The 16,801-nt window shown below is 69.7% G+C and carries 17 protein-coding genes and 1 pseudogene; 11 read left to right on the top strand and 7 right to left on the bottom strand.

Going from position 1 to position 16,801, the window contains the following annotated elements; translation table 11 throughout:
• Nucleotides 1-61 precede the first annotated feature (61 nt).
• Complete coding sequence (locus tag ACIBVN_RS22560; protein WP_349452039.1) at nucleotides 62-493, top strand: ATP-binding protein; 432 nt, start codon at nucleotides 62-64, stop codon at nucleotides 491-493.
• Here ACIBVN_RS22560 and ACIBVN_RS22555 read toward each other — a convergent pair.
• The 3 genes from ACIBVN_RS22555 to ACIBVN_RS22545 form a co-directional block, all read right to left on the bottom strand.
• The gene (locus ACIBVN_RS22555; RefSeq protein WP_397139262.1) at nucleotides 477-1,118 is read right to left on the bottom strand and encodes a YidC/Oxa1 family membrane protein insertase; all 642 of its coding nucleotides are present in this window, start codon (nucleotides 1,116-1,118) and stop codon (nucleotides 477-479) included. The genes ACIBVN_RS22560 and ACIBVN_RS22555 overlap by 17 nt on opposite strands.
• Before the next feature lie 83 nt (nucleotides 1,119-1,201).
• The gene (locus tag ACIBVN_RS22550) at nucleotides 1,202-1,402 is read right to left on the bottom strand and encodes a DUF6412 domain-containing protein (RefSeq protein ID WP_397139260.1); all 201 of its coding nucleotides are present in this window, start codon (nucleotides 1,400-1,402) and stop codon (nucleotides 1,202-1,204) included.
• Nucleotides 1,399-1,572, bottom strand: a complete 174-nt coding sequence (locus tag ACIBVN_RS22545; protein WP_349452036.1) for a hypothetical protein — start codon at nucleotides 1,570-1,572, stop codon at nucleotides 1,399-1,401. The genes ACIBVN_RS22550 and ACIBVN_RS22545 overlap by 4 nt, the downstream gene beginning before the upstream one ends.
• A gap of 94 nt (nucleotides 1,573-1,666) precedes the next feature.
• Between ACIBVN_RS22545 and ACIBVN_RS22540 the strand changes: the two genes are divergently transcribed.
• Together ACIBVN_RS22540 and ACIBVN_RS22535 are read left to right on the top strand one after the other, a co-directional pair.
• Nucleotides 1,667-2,365 (top strand): response regulator transcription factor, encoded by a 699-nt coding sequence (locus ACIBVN_RS22540; protein WP_349452035.1) that lies wholly within the window; start codon nucleotides 1,667-1,669, stop codon nucleotides 2,363-2,365.
• Nucleotides 2,365-3,477 (top strand): sensor histidine kinase, encoded by a 1,113-nt coding sequence (locus tag ACIBVN_RS22535; RefSeq protein WP_397139257.1) that lies wholly within the window; start codon nucleotides 2,365-2,367, stop codon nucleotides 3,475-3,477. The genes ACIBVN_RS22540 and ACIBVN_RS22535 overlap by 1 nt, the downstream gene beginning before the upstream one ends.
• Before the next feature lie 19 nt (nucleotides 3,478-3,496).
• Here ACIBVN_RS22535 and ACIBVN_RS22530 read toward each other — a convergent pair whose 3' ends face one another.
• A complete protein-coding gene (locus ACIBVN_RS22530; RefSeq protein WP_397139255.1) occupies nucleotides 3,497-3,799 on the bottom strand; it encodes a hypothetical protein in 303 nt (100 codons plus the stop codon).
• 310 nt (nucleotides 3,800-4,109) lie between these two features.
• On the opposite strand from ACIBVN_RS22530, the gene ACIBVN_RS22525 reads away from it, so the two are divergent.
• The 3 genes and pseudogenes from ACIBVN_RS22525 to mptB all read left to right on the top strand — a co-directional run.
• Nucleotides 4,110-4,457, top strand: a complete 348-nt coding sequence (locus ACIBVN_RS22525) for an STAS domain-containing protein (protein ID WP_349452032.1) — start codon at nucleotides 4,110-4,112, stop codon at nucleotides 4,455-4,457.
• Between the two features lie 471 nt (nucleotides 4,458-4,928).
• A complete protein-coding gene (locus tag ACIBVN_RS22520) occupies nucleotides 4,929-5,666 on the top strand; it encodes a glycosyltransferase family 2 protein (RefSeq protein WP_397139252.1) in 738 nt (245 codons plus the stop codon).
• A gap of 144 nt (nucleotides 5,667-5,810) precedes the next feature.
• Nucleotides 5,811-7,043, top strand: a pseudogene (gene mptB, locus ACIBVN_RS22515) (polyprenol phosphomannose-dependent alpha 1,6 mannosyltransferase MptB); the annotation flags it as partial.
• A 511-nt stretch (nucleotides 7,044-7,554) separates the two neighbouring features.
• Here the strand turns inward: mptB and ACIBVN_RS22510 are convergent.
• On the bottom strand, nucleotides 7,555-10,071 hold the full coding sequence (locus ACIBVN_RS22510) for a hypothetical protein (RefSeq protein WP_397139250.1): 2,517 nt from the start codon (nucleotides 10,069-10,071) through the stop codon (nucleotides 7,555-7,557).
• Nucleotides 10,072-10,142: 71 nt separating this feature from the next.
• Here ACIBVN_RS22510 and ACIBVN_RS22505 point away from each other — a divergent pair, with 71 nt between their 5' ends.
• The 4 genes from ACIBVN_RS22505 to serS all read left to right on the top strand — a co-directional run bounded on the left by ACIBVN_RS22505 (nucleotide 10,143) and on the right by serS (nucleotide 14,100).
• Nucleotides 10,143-11,348 (top strand): glycosyltransferase 87 family protein, encoded by a 1,206-nt coding sequence (locus ACIBVN_RS22505; RefSeq protein WP_397139248.1) that lies wholly within the window; start codon nucleotides 10,143-10,145, stop codon nucleotides 11,346-11,348.
• 22 nt (nucleotides 11,349-11,370) lie between these two features.
• Entirely contained in the window at nucleotides 11,371-11,790 is a 420-nt protein-coding gene (locus ACIBVN_RS22500) for a DUF4446 family protein (RefSeq protein WP_397139246.1), read from the top strand.
• A 52-nt stretch (nucleotides 11,791-11,842) separates the two neighbouring features.
• Nucleotides 11,843-12,763: a prephenate dehydratase gene (gene pheA, locus ACIBVN_RS22495; protein WP_397139243.1), complete on the top strand. Its 921-nt coding sequence runs from the start codon at nucleotides 11,843-11,845 to the stop codon at nucleotides 12,761-12,763.
• Nucleotides 12,764-12,837: 74 nt separating this feature from the next.
• Complete coding sequence (gene serS, locus ACIBVN_RS22490; RefSeq protein ID WP_397139241.1) at nucleotides 12,838-14,100, top strand: serine--tRNA ligase; 1,263 nt, start codon at nucleotides 12,838-12,840, stop codon at nucleotides 14,098-14,100.
• Here the strand turns inward: serS and ACIBVN_RS22485 are convergent.
• Nucleotides 14,064-15,416, bottom strand: a complete 1,353-nt coding sequence (locus ACIBVN_RS22485) for a hypothetical protein (RefSeq protein ID WP_397139239.1) — start codon at nucleotides 15,414-15,416, stop codon at nucleotides 14,064-14,066. The two genes, serS and ACIBVN_RS22485, sit on opposite strands and share 37 nt — an antisense overlap.
• Before the next feature lie 139 nt (nucleotides 15,417-15,555).
• The gene (locus ACIBVN_RS22480) at nucleotides 15,556-15,759 is read right to left on the bottom strand and encodes a cold-shock protein (protein ID WP_043619750.1); all 204 of its coding nucleotides are present in this window, start codon (nucleotides 15,757-15,759) and stop codon (nucleotides 15,556-15,558) included.
• 223 nt (nucleotides 15,760-15,982) lie between these two features.
• Between ACIBVN_RS22480 and ACIBVN_RS22475 the strand changes: the two genes are divergently transcribed.
• Nucleotides 15,983-16,780, top strand: a complete 798-nt coding sequence (locus ACIBVN_RS22475) for an HAD family hydrolase (RefSeq protein ID WP_397139237.1) — start codon at nucleotides 15,983-15,985, stop codon at nucleotides 16,778-16,780.
• The last annotated feature ends 21 nt before the right edge of the window (nucleotides 16,781-16,801 follow it).

The following is a 16,801-nucleotide window of genomic DNA, read 5'->3' as shown; positions in this document are numbered from 1 at the left end:
GGGCATTTCGGTCGTACCGGGGAGTGTTCCCGCGGGGGGCACAGGGAACGGGGAGGTGGGTGTGTCAAGCGTGGTGCTGCTGCCGTACGCGCCGTCCAGCGTCGCCGTCGCCCGCCAGCGCCTGAGCACTGAGCTGCAGGACAGCGGGGTTTTTTCTGCGGCGATCGACGATGCCGTGCTGGTGGTGAGCGAGCTGCTGAGCAACGCGCTTAGGCATGCGCACCCCCTGCCGTCGGGGATGGTGAGGGTGGCCTGGCTGCGGAGCGACGATCACATCGAGGTGGCGGTGAGCGACGGGGGCGCGGCGACCGAGCCGCGGGCCGGCCGCCCGACCCTCTCGTCGCTCGGGGGCCGGGGGCTCGGCATCGTGGAGTACGTGGCGGAGAGCTGGGGGGTCCGGCATGACGGCGACACGACCACGGTGTGGGCCATCCTGCCCGCCCCTCGCGCATCGATGAACGGGCAGGTCAAGACCCTTAAAGAGGCCGGCTAGCGAGCACCGCCCGCTCGCCCGCGGCCCACGCCGTGGAGACGAGCAGGTAGAGCGCGGCCGCGAGCGGGAGCACCAGCGCGGCGAGCACGGAGCCGTACGGCATCAGCGGGATGATCTTCTTCAGCAGTCCCGGTTGCTCGTCCGTAACCTTGATGTTTCGGGCGGAAAACCACGCCACGGCTGCGACCAGCACAATGACCAGAACAAAGACCAAAACCGGCATGCTGACCAGACCGTAATTAGCGACCATACCGGCCACCTGCTGACCCAGCGGAGCGCCGAAAAGGTCATGGCCGACCAGCGCGGTCGGATGCGTGGCCACCCGGTACACCAGCCACATGAACGGCAGCTGCGCCAGCATGGGCAGGAATCCGGCGAACGGCGAGGTGCCTTCCTCGGCGTAGAGCGCGGACATCTCCCTGGAGAGGCGCTCGGGGTTGCGTGCGTGGCGTTTCTGCAACTCACGCAGCTTGGGGGCGAGCCGTTCGCGGATCTTCGCCGCGCGGGTGCCGCGTACGTTGAGCGGCAGCAGCACGAGCCGTACGGCGAGCGTGAACAGCACGATCCCGAGCGCGGCGCTGCCCCCGGACATGTTGACGACGAACGTGACAAGAGAATCGATCATGAGCCCTACTTCGAGTATCCGAAAGGATCAGGGCTCGCCCGTCTCGTCCGAGGAGCCCCGCTTGACGGTGAAGCGGGGCATGCTCAAGGGGCTCGTGGACGCGAGCGACCTGCCGCGTCCGGGTCGCGCTGGCGCTGGAAGGCCGTGCGGCGCGCGTAGGTCAGCGGAAAGCCCGGCGGCTCCCCGTTGAGAACGGGCAGCAACATGGCTGCCCACGTGGCCAGCAGCAGGATCGCCACCATGGTGATCCCGACCAGCCACGGGTCGAACAGGAAGAGCGTCAACTCGATCGCGAGGACTTGCCGACCACGGTCACCGCGATGAAGACCAGCAGGGCGACCACACCGATGATCAGGGCGACCTTGAGCAGGCCCATCAACATCGGCAGCAGGAAGTTGAACAGCACGAAGAGACCCAGCAGGGTCCCTATGACGAGCATCACGACTCTACCCATGCAGCCACCGTACGTCCTCGGAGCATGATCCGCGAGGCTTACGAACCAATGACGTACCTGACACTTCCCCGGGCCCTGGTCGTACCGTGAAGTCGTGAACACCCGCATCCTGGTCGTCGATGATGATCCGACCGTTTCCGAGGTCGTCGCGCGCTATCTGGAGCGCGACGGGCACGAGGTCGAATGCGTCGGCGACGGCGTGGAGGCGCTGCGCAGGGCGCTGGCCAATCCGCCCGACCTCATGGTGCTCGACCTGATGCTGCCCAAGATCGACGGGCTGCAGGTGTGCAGGAAGCTCAGGGAGCGCTGGCCCGTACCGGTGATCATGCTCACCGCGCTGGGCGAGGAGATCGACCGGGTCGTCGGGCTGGAGACGGGGGCCGACGACTACGTCACCAAGCCGTTCAGCCCGCGCGAGCTGGCGCTGCGCGTGCAGTCCGTGCTGCGGCGGGCCCGTGGCGCGTCCGTCACCGGCGGCACCGGCGTGCTGCGGGACGGGGACCTGGTGGTGGACGTGGGGGCTCACGAGGTACGGCTGCGGGGGGAGCAGGTGCTGCTGACGGCCCGGGAGTTCGATCTGCTGGCCCACCTCATGCGTAATCCGCGGCAGGCCTTCAGCCGCTCAGCGCTGCTGAACCAGGTGTGGGGGTGGTCGTTCGGCGACTCCTCCACCGTGACCGTGCACGTCCGGCGGCTCCGGGAGAAGATCGAGCAGGATCCGACCGAGCCGCGGAGGATCGTCACGGTGTGGGGGGTCGGATACCGGTACGAGCCGCTGGAGGGCGGCTCCTGATGGCGCGGCCCAGTGAGCTGGCCATGGTGGTGGCCGTCGCGGCGGGGCTCGGGCTGGTGATCGCGCTGCTCGGCATCTGGGTGATGTGGCGGCTGCGTACCAGGTCCATCGGGGTGATGCTGGCCGTGGTCGTGGTGGTCGCCGTGGCGGCGACGCTGGCCGGGGTCGTCGCCATCATCATGAAGATGATCATCGAGGGGCCGGTCAAGGACTTCGTGCTGAGCGTGGTGGCCGTGGGCGGGCTGGTCGGACTCGGGGTGGCGTTCGTGCTGGCCAGGCGGGTGGTGGGCGAGAGCAGGAGGCTGGTGTCCGCCGTGCGCGCCGTGCCGTTCGCCGCGCCGCGTGGGCTGCCGGCGGAGCTCCAGACGATCGCGAACACCCTGGAGGAGGCGTACGCGCGGGAGCGGGCGCTCGAGGAGGCGCGGCGGGAGCTCGTCGCCTGGGTGAGCCACGACCTTCGTACGCCGCTGGCCGGGATGCGGGCCATGGCCGAGGCGCTGGAGGACGGGGTGGTGTCGGACCCGCCGACGGTCGCGCGCTACCACGGGCAGATCAAGCTGGAGGTCGAGCGGCTCTCGGCGATGGTGGACGACCTGTTCGAGCTGTCGCGGATCCACGCGGGGGCGCTGCGGCTCTCGCGGTCCCGTATCGGGCTGGCCGACCTCATGGCCGACACGCTCGCCGGGGCGGAGCCGCTCGCCAGGGCCAAGGGCGTGCTGCTCACGGCGGAGGCTTCGGCATCCGTGCCGGTGGAGGCGGACGCCGGGGCGTTGGGGAGGGCGCTGGGGAACCTCGTGGTCAACGCCATCCGGCACACGCCATCGGATCGGACCGTGGTGCTGCGGGCCGGGGTGGATGACGAGGGGATGGCTTGTCTGTCGGTTGCGGATTGTTGTGGGGGGATTCCTGAGGAGGACCTGCCTCGGGTGTTCGAGGTGGCCTTCCGGGGAGAGGCTGCTCGCACGCCTGTCGCCGATGGTGGCGCCGGGCTGGGGCTGGCCATCGCGCAAGGGATCGTGGAGGCGCACGACGGGGTGATCGGGGTGGTCAACGACGGGCCGGGTTGCCGGTTCGAGATCCGGCTTCCGCTCGTCGGCGGCTTCGGCGGTTGACCCCTGGATCGCCCCCGTCTCAGGCGCTCTCTGGGAGTGTCGCTTCGGGTGGTGGCATCTCTGCCGGCTCCCTGGTGGCACCGAACGACTCCGACATTGCCCGAAATGTCGGGCAAGGCCAGCGCCACATGCAGCTCCGGCACCGCAGGATCGGGTGGGCGGCGTCGCTGGTGATGCCTCCCGCGTCCCTCGGCTGGTGGAGATCCAGCAACCTCAGCCCGAGCTCCGCGAACTTGAGCAGGTCAGGGCGGGCGTCCGCCAGGAAATCGAGGTCCTCGATCGCGAGCCGGGTGCGGATGGGGACGTAGCCTTCGCGGTTCACCAGGCCGCGGAGGCGCTCTGCTTCTTCATGCCATGACGTGGCCTTCTCTGTGCGGATGAGGATGGTCTCCAGTCGCTCTCGGAGCCCTTGGCGCTGAGGATCTTCAGGTTTGTCTGTTTTCATCGACGCGGGGCCCGCCTTCCGTGCCCCAGCCCCTCCCTCTCCATGAGGCTCTGCTGGTTCTGGTATCACGCTGTCAAGCTTCGCGTACTCTCCGTTTCCATGGAGCCCAAACGGAGGACAAAAACCTGTGGTTCCCCTATCGGCGTGAGAACGTGACCGGAAGCCTCCGCGCCAGTAGCCTGCCCATGTGGAGCTCAAGGTCTCGACTCGATCACATGCCGGGTCAGCACTCGTTGCCATCACCGGAGAAATCGACCTCTATACGGCGCCTCACCTGCAGACCGAGTTCACTCGGCTGCTCAAGGAGGGGCCCAGCCGGGTGGTCATCGACATGTCCGCCGTGGATTTCTGTGACTCCACGGGGATGAACGTGCTGCTTTCGGCACTCAAGCGGATGAAAGAGCAGGGAGGGGCGCTCGAGGTGGCCGCCCCGCGCCCTGCCGTACGCAAGATTCTGCAGGTCACCGGGCTCGACTCGGTGTTCACCGTGCACGAAGAGGTGCCGCAGGAGTTCCTCATAACCGAGGGATCATGACAAGATCCGTGCGCGGACGCCGGAGCGGAGTCGTGCCGGCGCGTTCCCCGGTGAGTGGGGTGCCGCGTCGAGGCACGGATGTCGGCTACGGTGGCGAAGGTGACCTGGCCGGGACCGTCGGCACCGGCCGACCCGCGCTCGGGGCGCCGTCGACGGCGCTCGGATGAGGGCTGCGCTCGGGACGCCGATGGCGCTCGGACGGTGCCGTGTTCGGGATGTCGGCTATGGCGCTCGGATGGGGTCGCGCTCGGGACGCCGACGGCGTTCGGGATGTCGACGGTGCTCAGGAGGGGGGTCGCGTTCGAGATGTCGGTAACGGCGCTCCTCGGACGGGGCCGCGCTCGTGACGCCGACGGCGCTCGGGACGCCGATGGCGCTCCGACGAGGGCCGCGTTCGGACGAGGGCCGCGTTCAGCGGGCCGGCCATGGTGCTCGGCTTCGGGAAGGTGTCGTGTGCGGAGGTGACGCTCGGTGAGTAGCAGTGACGGTGACACGGCGGTCGTCATTCCGGCCGTCAACGAAGCCGACCGCATCGCGGCCACCGTCGCGGCAGCCGCGGACCTGCCCGGCGTGGATCTGGTCGTGGTCGTGGACGACGGCTCGACGGACCAGACCGGCAGGGTGGCGCGCGCGGCGGGAGCCCGGGTGGTGCGCCACAGCCGTAACAGGGGCAAGGCCGCCGCGATGGAGACGGGAGCGGAGGCCGTCCGCCTCCTCGACGAGGGCCGCAGCCCTCGCCACCTCCTCTTCCTGGACGCCGACCTGGGCGAAACGGCCCGCGCCGCCGCTCCTCTCATCGAGCCCGTACGCGCGTCCAAGGCCGACATGACCATCGCGGTCTTCACGACGAGAGTGAAGCTGGGCGGCCACGGCTTAGTCGTACGCCTGTCGAAGGAGGGCATCCGCAGGGCCACCGGCTTCGACCCCGCTCAGCCCCTCAACGGCCAGCGCTGCCTGACGAGAGCCGCCTTCGAGGCGGCGCGTCCGCTGGCGCACGGGTTCGGGGTGGAGACGGCGTTGACGATCGACCTGTTGCGTAAGGGGTTCCGGGTCGTGGAGGTCGAGGTCGAGATGGCCCACCGCGCCACGGGGACGGACTGGCGGGCCCAGCTCCATCGCGCCAGACAACTCCGGGATGTGGCACGCGCCCTGGCCACCAGAGAGCCGCTAATCGCCCAAAATCTCGACAAACTTCGTCCCAATCGCTGACCGTCTCCACACCTTTCGCACATCAATCTGATCATCCGGCTGCGAGACGCGGGGCCGCTGCCACGGCGGCCCCGTTCCATGTGGCGGTGAGGGGCCGTTTCCACGGCGGCCCCGTTCCATGTGGCGGGGCGGTTATCCACAGGAATGCCTCGCCCGTCCAAAGCCGCCTCGCGAGTGTGCTGGAATTTGCCGGTGACTTCGGAGAAGCGGCACGACAAGGCACGAGGCCGGCTCGCGGGGGCGGCCACGGCGGCGATCGGCGCCTCGATCCTGCTGACGATCACCATAGGTCTCCTGGGCCCGTCGCCGATGGTCCCCGCCCTGACGGGTCCGAGCTGGCACCCGCCGTATTCTCTCGACGTCCACCCCGAGCCCCACCTGGTGATCGCCCTCGCCGCGGCCGCGCTCATCCTGGGCGGCCTCGGCCTCCTGACCGCCCTTGCCCTGATCCGCACCCCCACCGCGACGCTTCCCCGCTCGCAGAGGGGCGAGCCGGGCACCGCCTCGAGGGGTCGCCGGCCACTGCCCAGCGCCCGCATCCTCGTGCTCACCGGCTGCGTGGCCGCGGCGATCCTCGCCTTCCTGCCCCCTTCCGGCTCCGGCGACCACCTCAACTACGCCGCCTACGGCCGCATGGTGACGCTGGGCCTGAGCCCGTACACCCATGGCGCGGTCGACCTGCCGGGCGACCCCATCGCCGCCGCGGTCGAGGATCCGTGGCGCGAGGAGCCGAGCGTGTACGGCCCCGTGGCGACGGCCCTGCAAGCGTTCGCGAGCTGGATCGGCGGCGACTCGCTCCGCCTGACGATATTCGTGCTGGCCCTGTTCAACGCCGCCGCCTTCATCGTGACGGGCCTGCTCATAGACCGCTTCACCCGGGACGACCCGGCCAGGCGGCTGAGGGCCGCGCTCCTGTGGACGGCCAACCCGCTCCTGCTCTACCAGCTGGTGGCGGGCATGCATGTCGACACCCTCGCCGTCGCCTGCATGGTCGCCGCCCTCCTGGCCAGAAGCCGCCCCATGGGCTCAGGCGTCCTGCTCGGGCTGGGTGTGGCGATCAAGGTCAACGCCGGCCTGGTGGCGCTCGGCCCGGCCTGGGAGCTACGGCGACGACCCGCCCGCCTGGCCCTCATGGCGGCGTGCGCACTCGTGTTGGTGGTCGCCGGGTACGCGATCGTCGGCCCCGAGGCGATCGCCCCTGTGACGCGCACCAGCAAATCGATCTCCTACGCCTCGTTCTGGAAGCTTGTCCAGGGCTGGCTCCAGGCCATCGTGGGCACCGGCAGTGCCTACCGGGCCGAAATCCAGATCGGCTCCCTCCTCGTCCTCACACTCATCGCCTGGTCCCTGCTCCGCCTGGCCTCCCGCGCCAGACAAGCAGGCCGGCTCACAGCGGGCGGACCGGAAAGCGAGGCCACAGGGGAGTCTGGCCGCGTCCCGACGCTGGAACGCCCGGTGCGCGAGGCCGACGCCGCCGCCACGTCGAATGAGGTGGCCCCTCAGGCTGGGCATGGTGTTGTCGACTCCGTGCAGAGTGAGGCGGGTCACTCGGTGCGTGGGTCAGGCGATGCCGTGCCGGGTGAGGCGGGTCACTCGGTGCGTGGGTCGGGAGACGCTGTGCCGAGGGTGGGTGGCCACCACCCCACCGGGGGGCTCCAGGCGCCCGTTGTGGCGGTGGGGCTGGTGGTGGCGTACCTGTTCGCCACGCCGTACATCCTGCCCTGGTACGACGGCCTGGCGCTCGGGTTGCTGGCACTGGTCGCGGCCTCCGCGGTGGACGGGTTCGTGGTCGCGCACCTGCTGGTCCTGTCGCTGGCGTACCTCCCGGCGAGGGTGGTCGGCCCGCCGGTGGGGCCGCCGCAGGACCTCGACTGGCTCAGGACCGTGCTCAGGCCTCAGCTCGCGTGGGTGCTGCTCGGCCTGACGGCGGCGCTGATCCTGTGGGCCTGGCGAGCTGCAGGGCGCGAACGCAGGCCGCCAGCGTCAGGGGCACGGCCACCGTCAGGGCCATAGCGGGGATGGCGATGCCGGAGTCGTTCATCAGGAAACCGACGAACGCACACGTCAGAGCCCCGAAAAGGCCGGCCCGGAGCGTCGGGGCCAGGTGGTACGCCTGGCTGAGGGCCGAGGCGCCCCAGCGAGATGGGCGGTCGAGCACCAGGAAGAGGAAGGCCAGCGCGACCAGCGAGAGGAGGGTCAGTGACCAGTTTCCGATGGTTACGCCGATCATGGCGCCGAACTTGCGCCCGACCACGGTCCACGCCTGGCCATCGATGATCTGCTGCACGAAATTGCCCAGGTGAGTCCGCTGGGCATCCGGACGCAGCCAGTCGACGACGGAAAGGGTGCCCACGAGCAGGGCCCCCACCAGGCCGACGATCAGCAGCCTGAGCAGGGACACACGCTTGCCGGAAAGCAGGATGAGGAAGACCGCCAAGCCGATCACGAACGCCGGGACACCGCCGAAGTCCGCCCCCCACGAAGGCCATCCGTCCGCGAAGACCGCGAACGCTCCGTAGACGCCGCACACCCCGACGACCATGACCCTGGACATGCCCCTGCCGAGCAACCACTGGGCCGCTCCGGCCAGCCCGAGGATGGTGCCTGTGGCGTAGACGGCGAAGGCGATGTTGCTGAAGCCGTAGAAGCGTCCTCCGGTCACGGGCTCGTAGCCGGTCACGGCGTTCACCTGGAGCTTGGAGCCGGTTATGACGTCGATGAGGAGGGCCAGGGAGGTTACGGCGGCGACCACGGTGAGCGGGCCGAGCACGTGAGCCCGCCACGGTCCGGCGAAGGCCAGGGCGGTGATCAGACCGGTGATGGCCAGGATCGTCACGATCACCGACAGCATCGGCACCGGCAGCGTCCACCACGGCACCAGCTGGGCCAGGAACGTGGAGACGGCGATGGCCCCGCTGACAACAGCGACGATCTGGACGGCTTTGAGGAGCTTGGACGTGGCCGCGAAGTCGGCGGTCGAGCCGCTCGTGGAGTCGGCGGGTGCGGGGGACGACGGTGGTGCGGCGCAAGCGGAGTCGTTGGCCGATGAGGGGGCGGGGGTTGAGGTGCTCGCCGATTCGGCAGGCGAGGGGGCGTTGGGGGTGGACGTGGCACGGCCGGAGGAACGGCGGCGGCGGAGGGCCAGGGCGGCGAAGGCGTAGAAGAGGAGCTGGACCGTCACCAGGACGGTGAAGAACGGGCCGCGCACGTCGCGGAGCACCTGGCTGGCCAGGTCACCGTCCGCCAGCTCCGTCACCGTGTCCGCCGGGGCGGCGGAGACGGGGCCGGTGGGTTGCCAGGGGCGGCCGACCACCTGGCGCGGGGCGGGGAGGCCGAGCAGCTGGATGGTGGTGGCGGTGAGGTCGGTGATCGTGACCAGGGCGTCTTGGCGGGTGGAGGTGGCGGTCAGGGAGCCGTGGCCGTACGGCCGGCCGTTCGGGGACTTGGCGATCGCCACGTGGAGGTGGGCGTTCGGGGACACGTCCGAGACGCCTGCCACGAGGACGGTGGTGTCGGCGGGCAGCTTGGCGATCAGGGCGCCGATCTGGTGGTCCGCGCGGGTCGCGGCTGCCTGGCGGGCCGCGGTCGGCAGTGAGGTGGGGACGCCGTACTCGTCCAAGGGTTGCTTCGCCCAGTCGGTGGCCAGGTCGCCGGCCTCCATGACGATCAGGTTGTACGGGGTCGGGTCGCCGACGGCGTCGGCAGTGGGGGCGTATTTGGCGATATTTCCGGACCTATCGGCCGCAGCGAGTGCGGCGCCCGGGCCGATGGCGGCGACCTTGCCTCCGTTGTCCGTCACCAGCTGGCCCAGCGTGCCGAGCTGGGCGTCGTATCCGGTTTCGGCTTGGTACGCGATCAAGGCCGCCCAGTTCGGGATCTTGGCGGCCTCCCCTGTGAGTTGTGGGGCGGGGGTCTGCGGGCAACCCTTGTCCGCCGTGCCCGCGCGCTGGCCTGCCGAGATGGTCAGCCAGCCCGCTGCGGGGCAGGTGGTGCCGCGGTTCGGGGGCGGGACCGCTCGGGTGGAGAGGGAGCCTGAGGCGCCCTGGCCGACGAGTGTCCACAGGTTGGGGGTTCGCGACTGGTCCAGGTCGCTCCATTCGAGGCCCGGTACGCCGATGAGGGCCACCCGCGCCGCGGGGGCGACCTTTCCCGGGGCGGTCGGCTGTCCTGGATCGGCGGATCGGACGGACACGGAGGTGGTGGCTGGTGCGGCGGTCTCGAGGGTGGCGCTGGTGAGCGTGGTGAGGGATGTCTCGGCGGCGGCGGGCGACGGGATGAGGCACGCCGCTGCGGCCATGCTGAGGACGAACGCGGCCAGGGTCCGCCGGTTCGCCCGAGCGGCGAGGGAAGGGGGCGCCTGGGCAGGCGCATGCCGTACGTCGTGCGCGCCGTACCGGCTGGGCATGGCATGTGGCATGTACGGAACCCCCAGTGATTGCCCCTCGATCAACAACAGCCACGGTAACGTGCCACATCGTGACAAGTGGCGAGGTACGCGTGATGCGACGGCAGTGGTGGGCGTGGGCGGTCGTGGTGCTCGTGGTCGCCGCGGCCGTGGCGCCCCTGGTGTACACGTGGCTCACCAATCCCGACGATCAACGCCTGGTCGACCTCGACGTTTACCGTACCGGCGGGCAGATGCTGCTCGAGGGGCGGCCGGTGTACGAATATGTCACGCCCGCCCCGCAGCTGTTGCCGTTCACCTATCCGCCCATCGCGGCGATGCTGGCCGTGGCGCTGGCCAAGATGTCCTGGGGGACCGCCCAGTGGGTCTGGACGGCCGGGATATTCGTGGCGCTGGCCGTGACCGTGGGGTTCGCGTTCAGGGAGGTCCTGCGGAGACAGTCGCTGCGGCAGTACGTGCCGTGGGTGTTCGCGCTGCTCATGGTGGCCTGCGCGTACCTGATGCCGATCAGGGACCAGGTGCGGTTCGGGCAGGTGGACATCCTGCTGGTCGCGTTGTGCGTAGCCGACTGCCTGGCGAGAAGACCGTGGTGGCCCAGGGGGTTCCTGATCGGGCTGGCCACGGCTGTGAAGCTCACGCCGGGCGTCTTCCTGATCTACCTGCTCGTCACGCGGCAGTGGCGGACGTTCTTCATGGCGGCTTTCACGGCGGCGGTGCTGACGTTGCTGCCGTTCGGGGTGATGCCGCAGGACGCGGCCGACTTCTGGTTCTCGGCGCTGCTCGATCCCAACCGCGTCGGCGCGAACGCGGCCACCACCAACCAGTCGATCCGCGGCATGCTGCTCCGCCTCTACCTGCCCGATCTGGTGACGACCCTGATCTGGGTCGTGGTGGTGGCCGTGGTCGCGTGGTACGGGTTCCGCGGCGCGCGGGAGGCGTACCGGGCGAACGACCACACGACGGCGGTCGCGCTGGTCGGGCTGATGGCCGTGCTGCTCTCCCCGGTCGCCTGGATCCACCATCTGGCCTGGGTGGTCGTGGTGCTCGCGGCGATCGTGGGCGACGGGCGCGATCCGGTCAGGCTGCGGGTGGCGGCGGGCGTGTGGCTGTTCTACGTGGTGCCGGTCCCCTGGTGGGGGGTCTCGCTGAAGGCGGCCGACATCCCGGGGGTCAGCCTGGTGCTGGGGAAGATCGTTCAGAACGGGTTCGGGCTGGGGGCGCTGGCCCTCGTATGGATATTGGCGTCCTGGTTGCCGAAACGGCGCGAGATCGCATGACCGAACCATTACTGTCTGTGCCGTGCTCGTTACCACATGGGTGATCGTGGGCTTCGTCGCCGGGGTCAGTGGCGTGTTCATCGGGTATAGGGCGCTCCGGCAGGCCAGAGCGGCCGTGGAGGACTGCCAGCGGCTGCTCGCCCGGCAGATCAGCGAGGGCAAGGGTGATCTCAAGGCCATCAGGGACGTGGCCGTCTGCCGGTACGACGCGCTCTCCGAGATGAGCGGGCGGTTGTCGTTCTCGGTGGCGATGATCAACGGGCTGGGTGACGGCATCGTCCTGACCTCGATCAACGGCAAGAGCGAGACGCGCACGTACATCCGGCCCGTGGTGGGCGGGAAAGGGCGGGAGCCGCTGTCGCCGGAGGAGGAAGAGGCGGTGCGGGCGGCCAGGCTGGGGCTCGGGCCGATGATCCCGTCCCGGGCCTCAGAGGCGCTGTAGACACGGGCCGAAAGGGGCACACGGGCTGCCAACCTGCGGATACTCTTGATGCATGCCCAGACTCGCCTATCTCGGACCGGAAGGGACCTTCACCGAAGAGGCCCTGCGGCTCCTCGACCCGACGGCCGAGCGCCTGCCCTGCGCGAGCGTGAGCGCCGCGCTCAACGCCGCGCGCGCCGGCGAGGCCGACGGCGCGGTCGTGCCGCTGGAAAACTCCATCGAGGGCGCGATCACCTCGACGCTTGACGAGTTCGCCTGGGGCGAGCCGTTGCTGATCACGGCCGAGCTGCTGCTGCCGGTGCAGTTCTCGCTGCTTGCCAGGCCCGGCACCGAGATCCCCCACATCAAGCGGGTCTACACGCATCCCGCGGCCATCACCCAGACCCGCGCCTTCGTCGCGCGAGAGCTGCCCGAAGCCGTCGTGGTGGCCGCCCCTTCGACCGCGGCGGCGGCCCAGGAGGTCTCGCTGCCCGGCTCGCCGTACGACGCCGCCATCGCCGCCCGCATCGCCGGAGAGCACTACGGGCTGGTGGAGCTGGCCGCCGACATCGGCGACAGGTCCGACACCGTGACCAGGTTCATCAAGGTGAGCCGCCCGGGTCCGCTGCCCGAGCCGACCGGCTCCGACCGCACCACGCTGGTGGTCTTCCTCGCCGACGACCACCCGGGCGCACTGCTGGAGATGCTGACGGAGTTCTCCGTGCGCGGGGTCAACCTCACGCGCATCGAGTCGCGGCCGACCGGTGACGGCATCGGGCGCTACTTCTTCCACTTCGACTTCGAGGGCCACATCGCCGACGCCCGGGTCGGGGAGGCCATCGCCGGGCTGCACCGCATCTGCGGCGAGGTGCGCTTCCTCGGCAGCTACCCGCGGGCCGACGGGATCGCGCCGCAGGTCAAGCGGGGCACGTCCGATCCCGAGTTCGCCGAGGCGAGCGACTGGCTCGCGCGCATCCGCGCAGGCCAGGTCTGAGCACCGGGCAAGCATTCGCGTGTCCGCGGTAATCCGGGGGCGAGGTGCTGCCGAGCGCCGGTAGCCTTTGGCTTGTGATTGACCTGCGTACCCTTCGTGAGGATCCCGACCGACTGCGGGCGTCGCAGCGTGCCCGCGGCGAGGACGACTCCGTCGTCGACACGCTGCTCGACCTCGACGAGCGCCGCCGATCCGCGCTGACCTCGTTCGAGTCCATGCGCGCTGAGCAGAAGAGCATGGGCAAGTCGGTCTCCAAGGCGCAGGGCGAGGAGAAGGCCGCGCTGCTCCAGCGCGCCAAGGACCTCGCGAGCCAGGTCAAGGCCGCCGAGGCGGAGGCGGAGAAGCTCGGTGGCGAGCTCGACGACCTTCTGCAGACGGTGCCCAACATCGTCGAGGAGGCCGCGCCTGAGGGCGGCGAGGACGACTACGTCGTGCTCGAGACCTACGGCGAGCCGAGGGCGTTCGACTTCGAGCCCAAGGACCACCTGGAGCTGGGCGAGGCGCTCGGCGCCATCGACATGGAGCGGGGCGCCAAGGTGTCCGGCTCGCGGTTCTTCTTCCTCAAGGGCGTCGGCGCCCGGCTGCAGCTCGGCCTGCTCAACATGGCGATGCAGCAGGCCATCGAGGCCGGGTTCACGCCGATGATCACGCCGGTGCTCGTCAAGCCGGAGACCATGCAGGGCACCGGCTTCCACGTGGCCCACGACAAGGAGATCTACCGCCTGCCCGAGGACGACCTCTACCTCGTCGGCACGTCGGAGGTGGCGCTGGCCGGATACCACGCCCAGGAGATCCTCGACGCCGGCGAGCTGCCGCTGCGCTACGCGGGCTGGTCGTCGTGCTTCCGCCGTGAGGCCGGCTCGTACGGCAAGGACACCAGGGGCATCATCCGGGTCCACCAGTTCGACAAGGTCGAGATGTTCTCGTACGTGCGTCCGGAGGACGCCCACGAGGAGCACCTGCGCCTGCTCGCCTGGGAGAAGGAGATGCTGGCCAAGATCGATGTGCCCTACCGGATCATCGACACGGCGGCGGGCGACCTCGGCATGTCGGCGGCCCGCAAGTTCGACTGCGAGGCGTGGATCCCCACCCAGGGCCGCTACCGTGAGCTGACCTCGACCTCCAACTGCACGGAGTTCCAGGCGCGCCGGCTCGCCGTCCGCTACCGCGACAAGGACGGCAAGCCGCAGCACGTGGCCACGCTCAACGGCACGCTGGCCACGACCCGCTGGATCGTCGCGATCCTGGAGAACCACCAGCAGGCCGACGGCTCCGTGGTGGTTCCCGAGGCGCTGCGGCCCTACGTGGGTCTCGACGTGCTCGAGCCGTCCAAGTAGGCGCGGCGGGCGTCATACCTGATGAGGATGGCGCCCCCGAGCACCACCAGGCCGGTCAGCAGCACGGCCAGGCAGACGGCGACCCCGTACGAGTTCGGGGTGCCCTGCGACCAGCCGTGGAAGGGCGTGTAGACGCACACGTACACGAGCGGCGCGGCCAGCACCCCGACGGCCGCGGGAGTGGGCCGCGCCCGGCCGGCCACCGCCAGCACCAGGCACACGACGGCGCCTGCCAGGGCGGCGATCGCGCCGATGAAGGTCAGCACGGGCGTCAAGTCGCCGCCGGCCCACAACTCCGTCCAGCCGGTGAGCGCGGTGAACAAGCCCAGGGAGCCGGCCGCCGCGAAGCCCAGGTAGGCGCGGTTGTACCGGCGCAGCCCCGCTCCGGCGCCGCCGAACAGCATGCACGCGGCCAGGAAGATCGCCACGTTGCTCTCCGGCGACAGGTCCACCTCGCCGTACCCAGGAGAGCCGGGCCAGCCCACGCGCCGCCACGTGCCGGACACGTCGCGGACCAGGATGCCGTCCAGGCCGTTCGCGACGACCACGACGTGCCCGCCCGGACGGGCCTGCACGGCCAGCGCCATCGAGTAGCGGCCCTCCCCGTACGGATACCGCCGGGCGAACCGCTCGCGGTCGTCACCGGTGAGCGCCCACGACGGGCCCCACGTCTTGCCGCCGTCGTCGGACTGCTCGACGGCCATCCGGTTGGGCACCACTCGATAGCACCGCGTCGCCTGCATGGGGACGCAGGCGGCGCTCTGCAACGGCCTGCTCTCGTCCTGCGGGGCGCCGTCCTGCGACCAAGTGAGCCCGCCGTCCTCGGAGATCCGGGGGAGGCCGTCCCGCACATGGACGGTGATCCGGTCACCGTCCACCTCGACGGAGCGTGCGGTGGGCGTGGGCGCGGCCCCCGTGGCGGTCACCGCCAGCACGGCCAGCGGCATCGTGACGATCACCCGCCAGCGCGTGGAGGACGACTCCAGGCTGCGGCGCCGTACCCACCAGGCCAGGGCGAGCGCGGGCAGTGCGAGGAGGTCTGTGGGATCGGCCAGGACGCGCGACGGGTCCGCCACCAGGGTCCAGGCCTGGGAGGCCAGCTCCGCGCCCGTCTCCGTGGCCTTCACAAGCGTGAAGAGCACCCCGGTCAGTACGGTGGCCGCCAGGTCGGCCCGCCGCCAGAAGAGCAGCGCCACCAGCGCGGGGGCCACGACGAGCCCCGCGACGTCGCTGAGCTTGCCCGTGACGAACCCGGGCAAGGCCTGCTTGAGCAGGTGGTCGTTGACCAAGAGCACGAAAACCCCGGCAACGGTCACGGGGTGACATAACCAGGCGTACCTCATGTAGAGGTGGACGGCCCGGAATCGCGGAAGGTTCGAGGCCGTGACCAACCTGGAACAAGCAAAAGACCGAGGCCCGCTGGAAGCGAACCCCGGTCTGTCTCGCTGCTACAGGTCAGATGGCTCGGACCTGAGAGGCCTGCGGCCCCTTCTGGCCCTGCGTGATCTCGAACTCGACCCGCTGGCCGTCTTCAAGGCTGCGGTAGCCGTTGCCGACGATCTCGGAGAAGTGCACGAACACGTCCGGCGCACCGCCGTCCGGGGCGATGAAGCCGAAGCCCTTCTCAGCGTTGAACCACTTGACGGTTCCCTGAGCCATAAAAGCTCTCCCTCAGGATGTGAATCTTTGGGACCCACACCTCGTGGGTCCCGGTGTGTCGTACAGCAAGCACCCGGGGTGGCTCAGACAAAGTCATGCTGGTTTTCACTACGGGATCAGCTAATACAACGCCATCACATCTAACACCATTCTGGCGCGTTGGTGTTCCCGTACCAACGAAGATTTCTGTCAGGCGGCATCACCCGGCAAACTGGAACCTGTTATGCAGAGCCTTCCCACACCCTGTCTAGTGGCCACTGACCTCGACGGGACCGCGTTGCGCACCGACGGAACCGTGTCTCCCCGCACGGTCGCCGCCTTCGGCAGAGTCGAGGAATCCGGGGCCATGCTCGTGTTCGTGACGGGGCGTCCGCCTCGGTGGATGGGCGAGGTCGCGGGTGCCGTACGTCACCGCGGGCTCGCAATCTGTGCGAACGGGGCACTGATCTACGACCTTCACACCGAACGGATAGTGGAATCTCACCTGATCGCGGTGGAAGTGCTCCAGGAAGTCGTGGGTCAGCTAAGAGCGAACGTGTCCGACCTCGTATTTTCGGTCGAGTATGAAGTGGGTTTTGCGCATGAGTCCGATTTCCTGCTCGGCGGCTTGGACAAGCACGCCCGAGCGGTACGTGTCGACTCCGTGACCGCCCGCCCGTGCGTGAAGCTGCTGGCCCTGCACCCGGCCCTGGGACCGGACGAGTTGCAGGCCACCGTGCACGGGCTGGTGGGCCATCTGGTGACCGCGACCCACTCCAGCCGCAGGGGCCTGATCGAGATGAGCGCCCAGGGGGTGACGAAGGCGTCGGCCCTGGCGGCACTCGCCGGGCAGCACGAGATCAAGCCTTCTGAGGCGATCGCGTTCGGTGACATGCCGAACGACCTGCCCATGCTGAGCTGGGCAGGCACGTCGTACGCGGTCGCGAACGCGCACCCGGACGTGCTGGCGGCGGTCGACCACGTGACCGCGGCCAACGACGACGACGGCGTCGCACAGGTGATCGAGCGCCTCTTTGGATAGCCGCGAGCAGCGGCTATCCAA

Source organism: Nonomuraea sp. NPDC049400 (genome assembly GCF_044466425.1).
Lineage (GTDB): Bacteria > Actinomycetota > Actinomycetes > Streptosporangiales > Streptosporangiaceae > Nonomuraea.
This window is presented reverse-complemented; position numbering and strand designations above follow the sequence as displayed.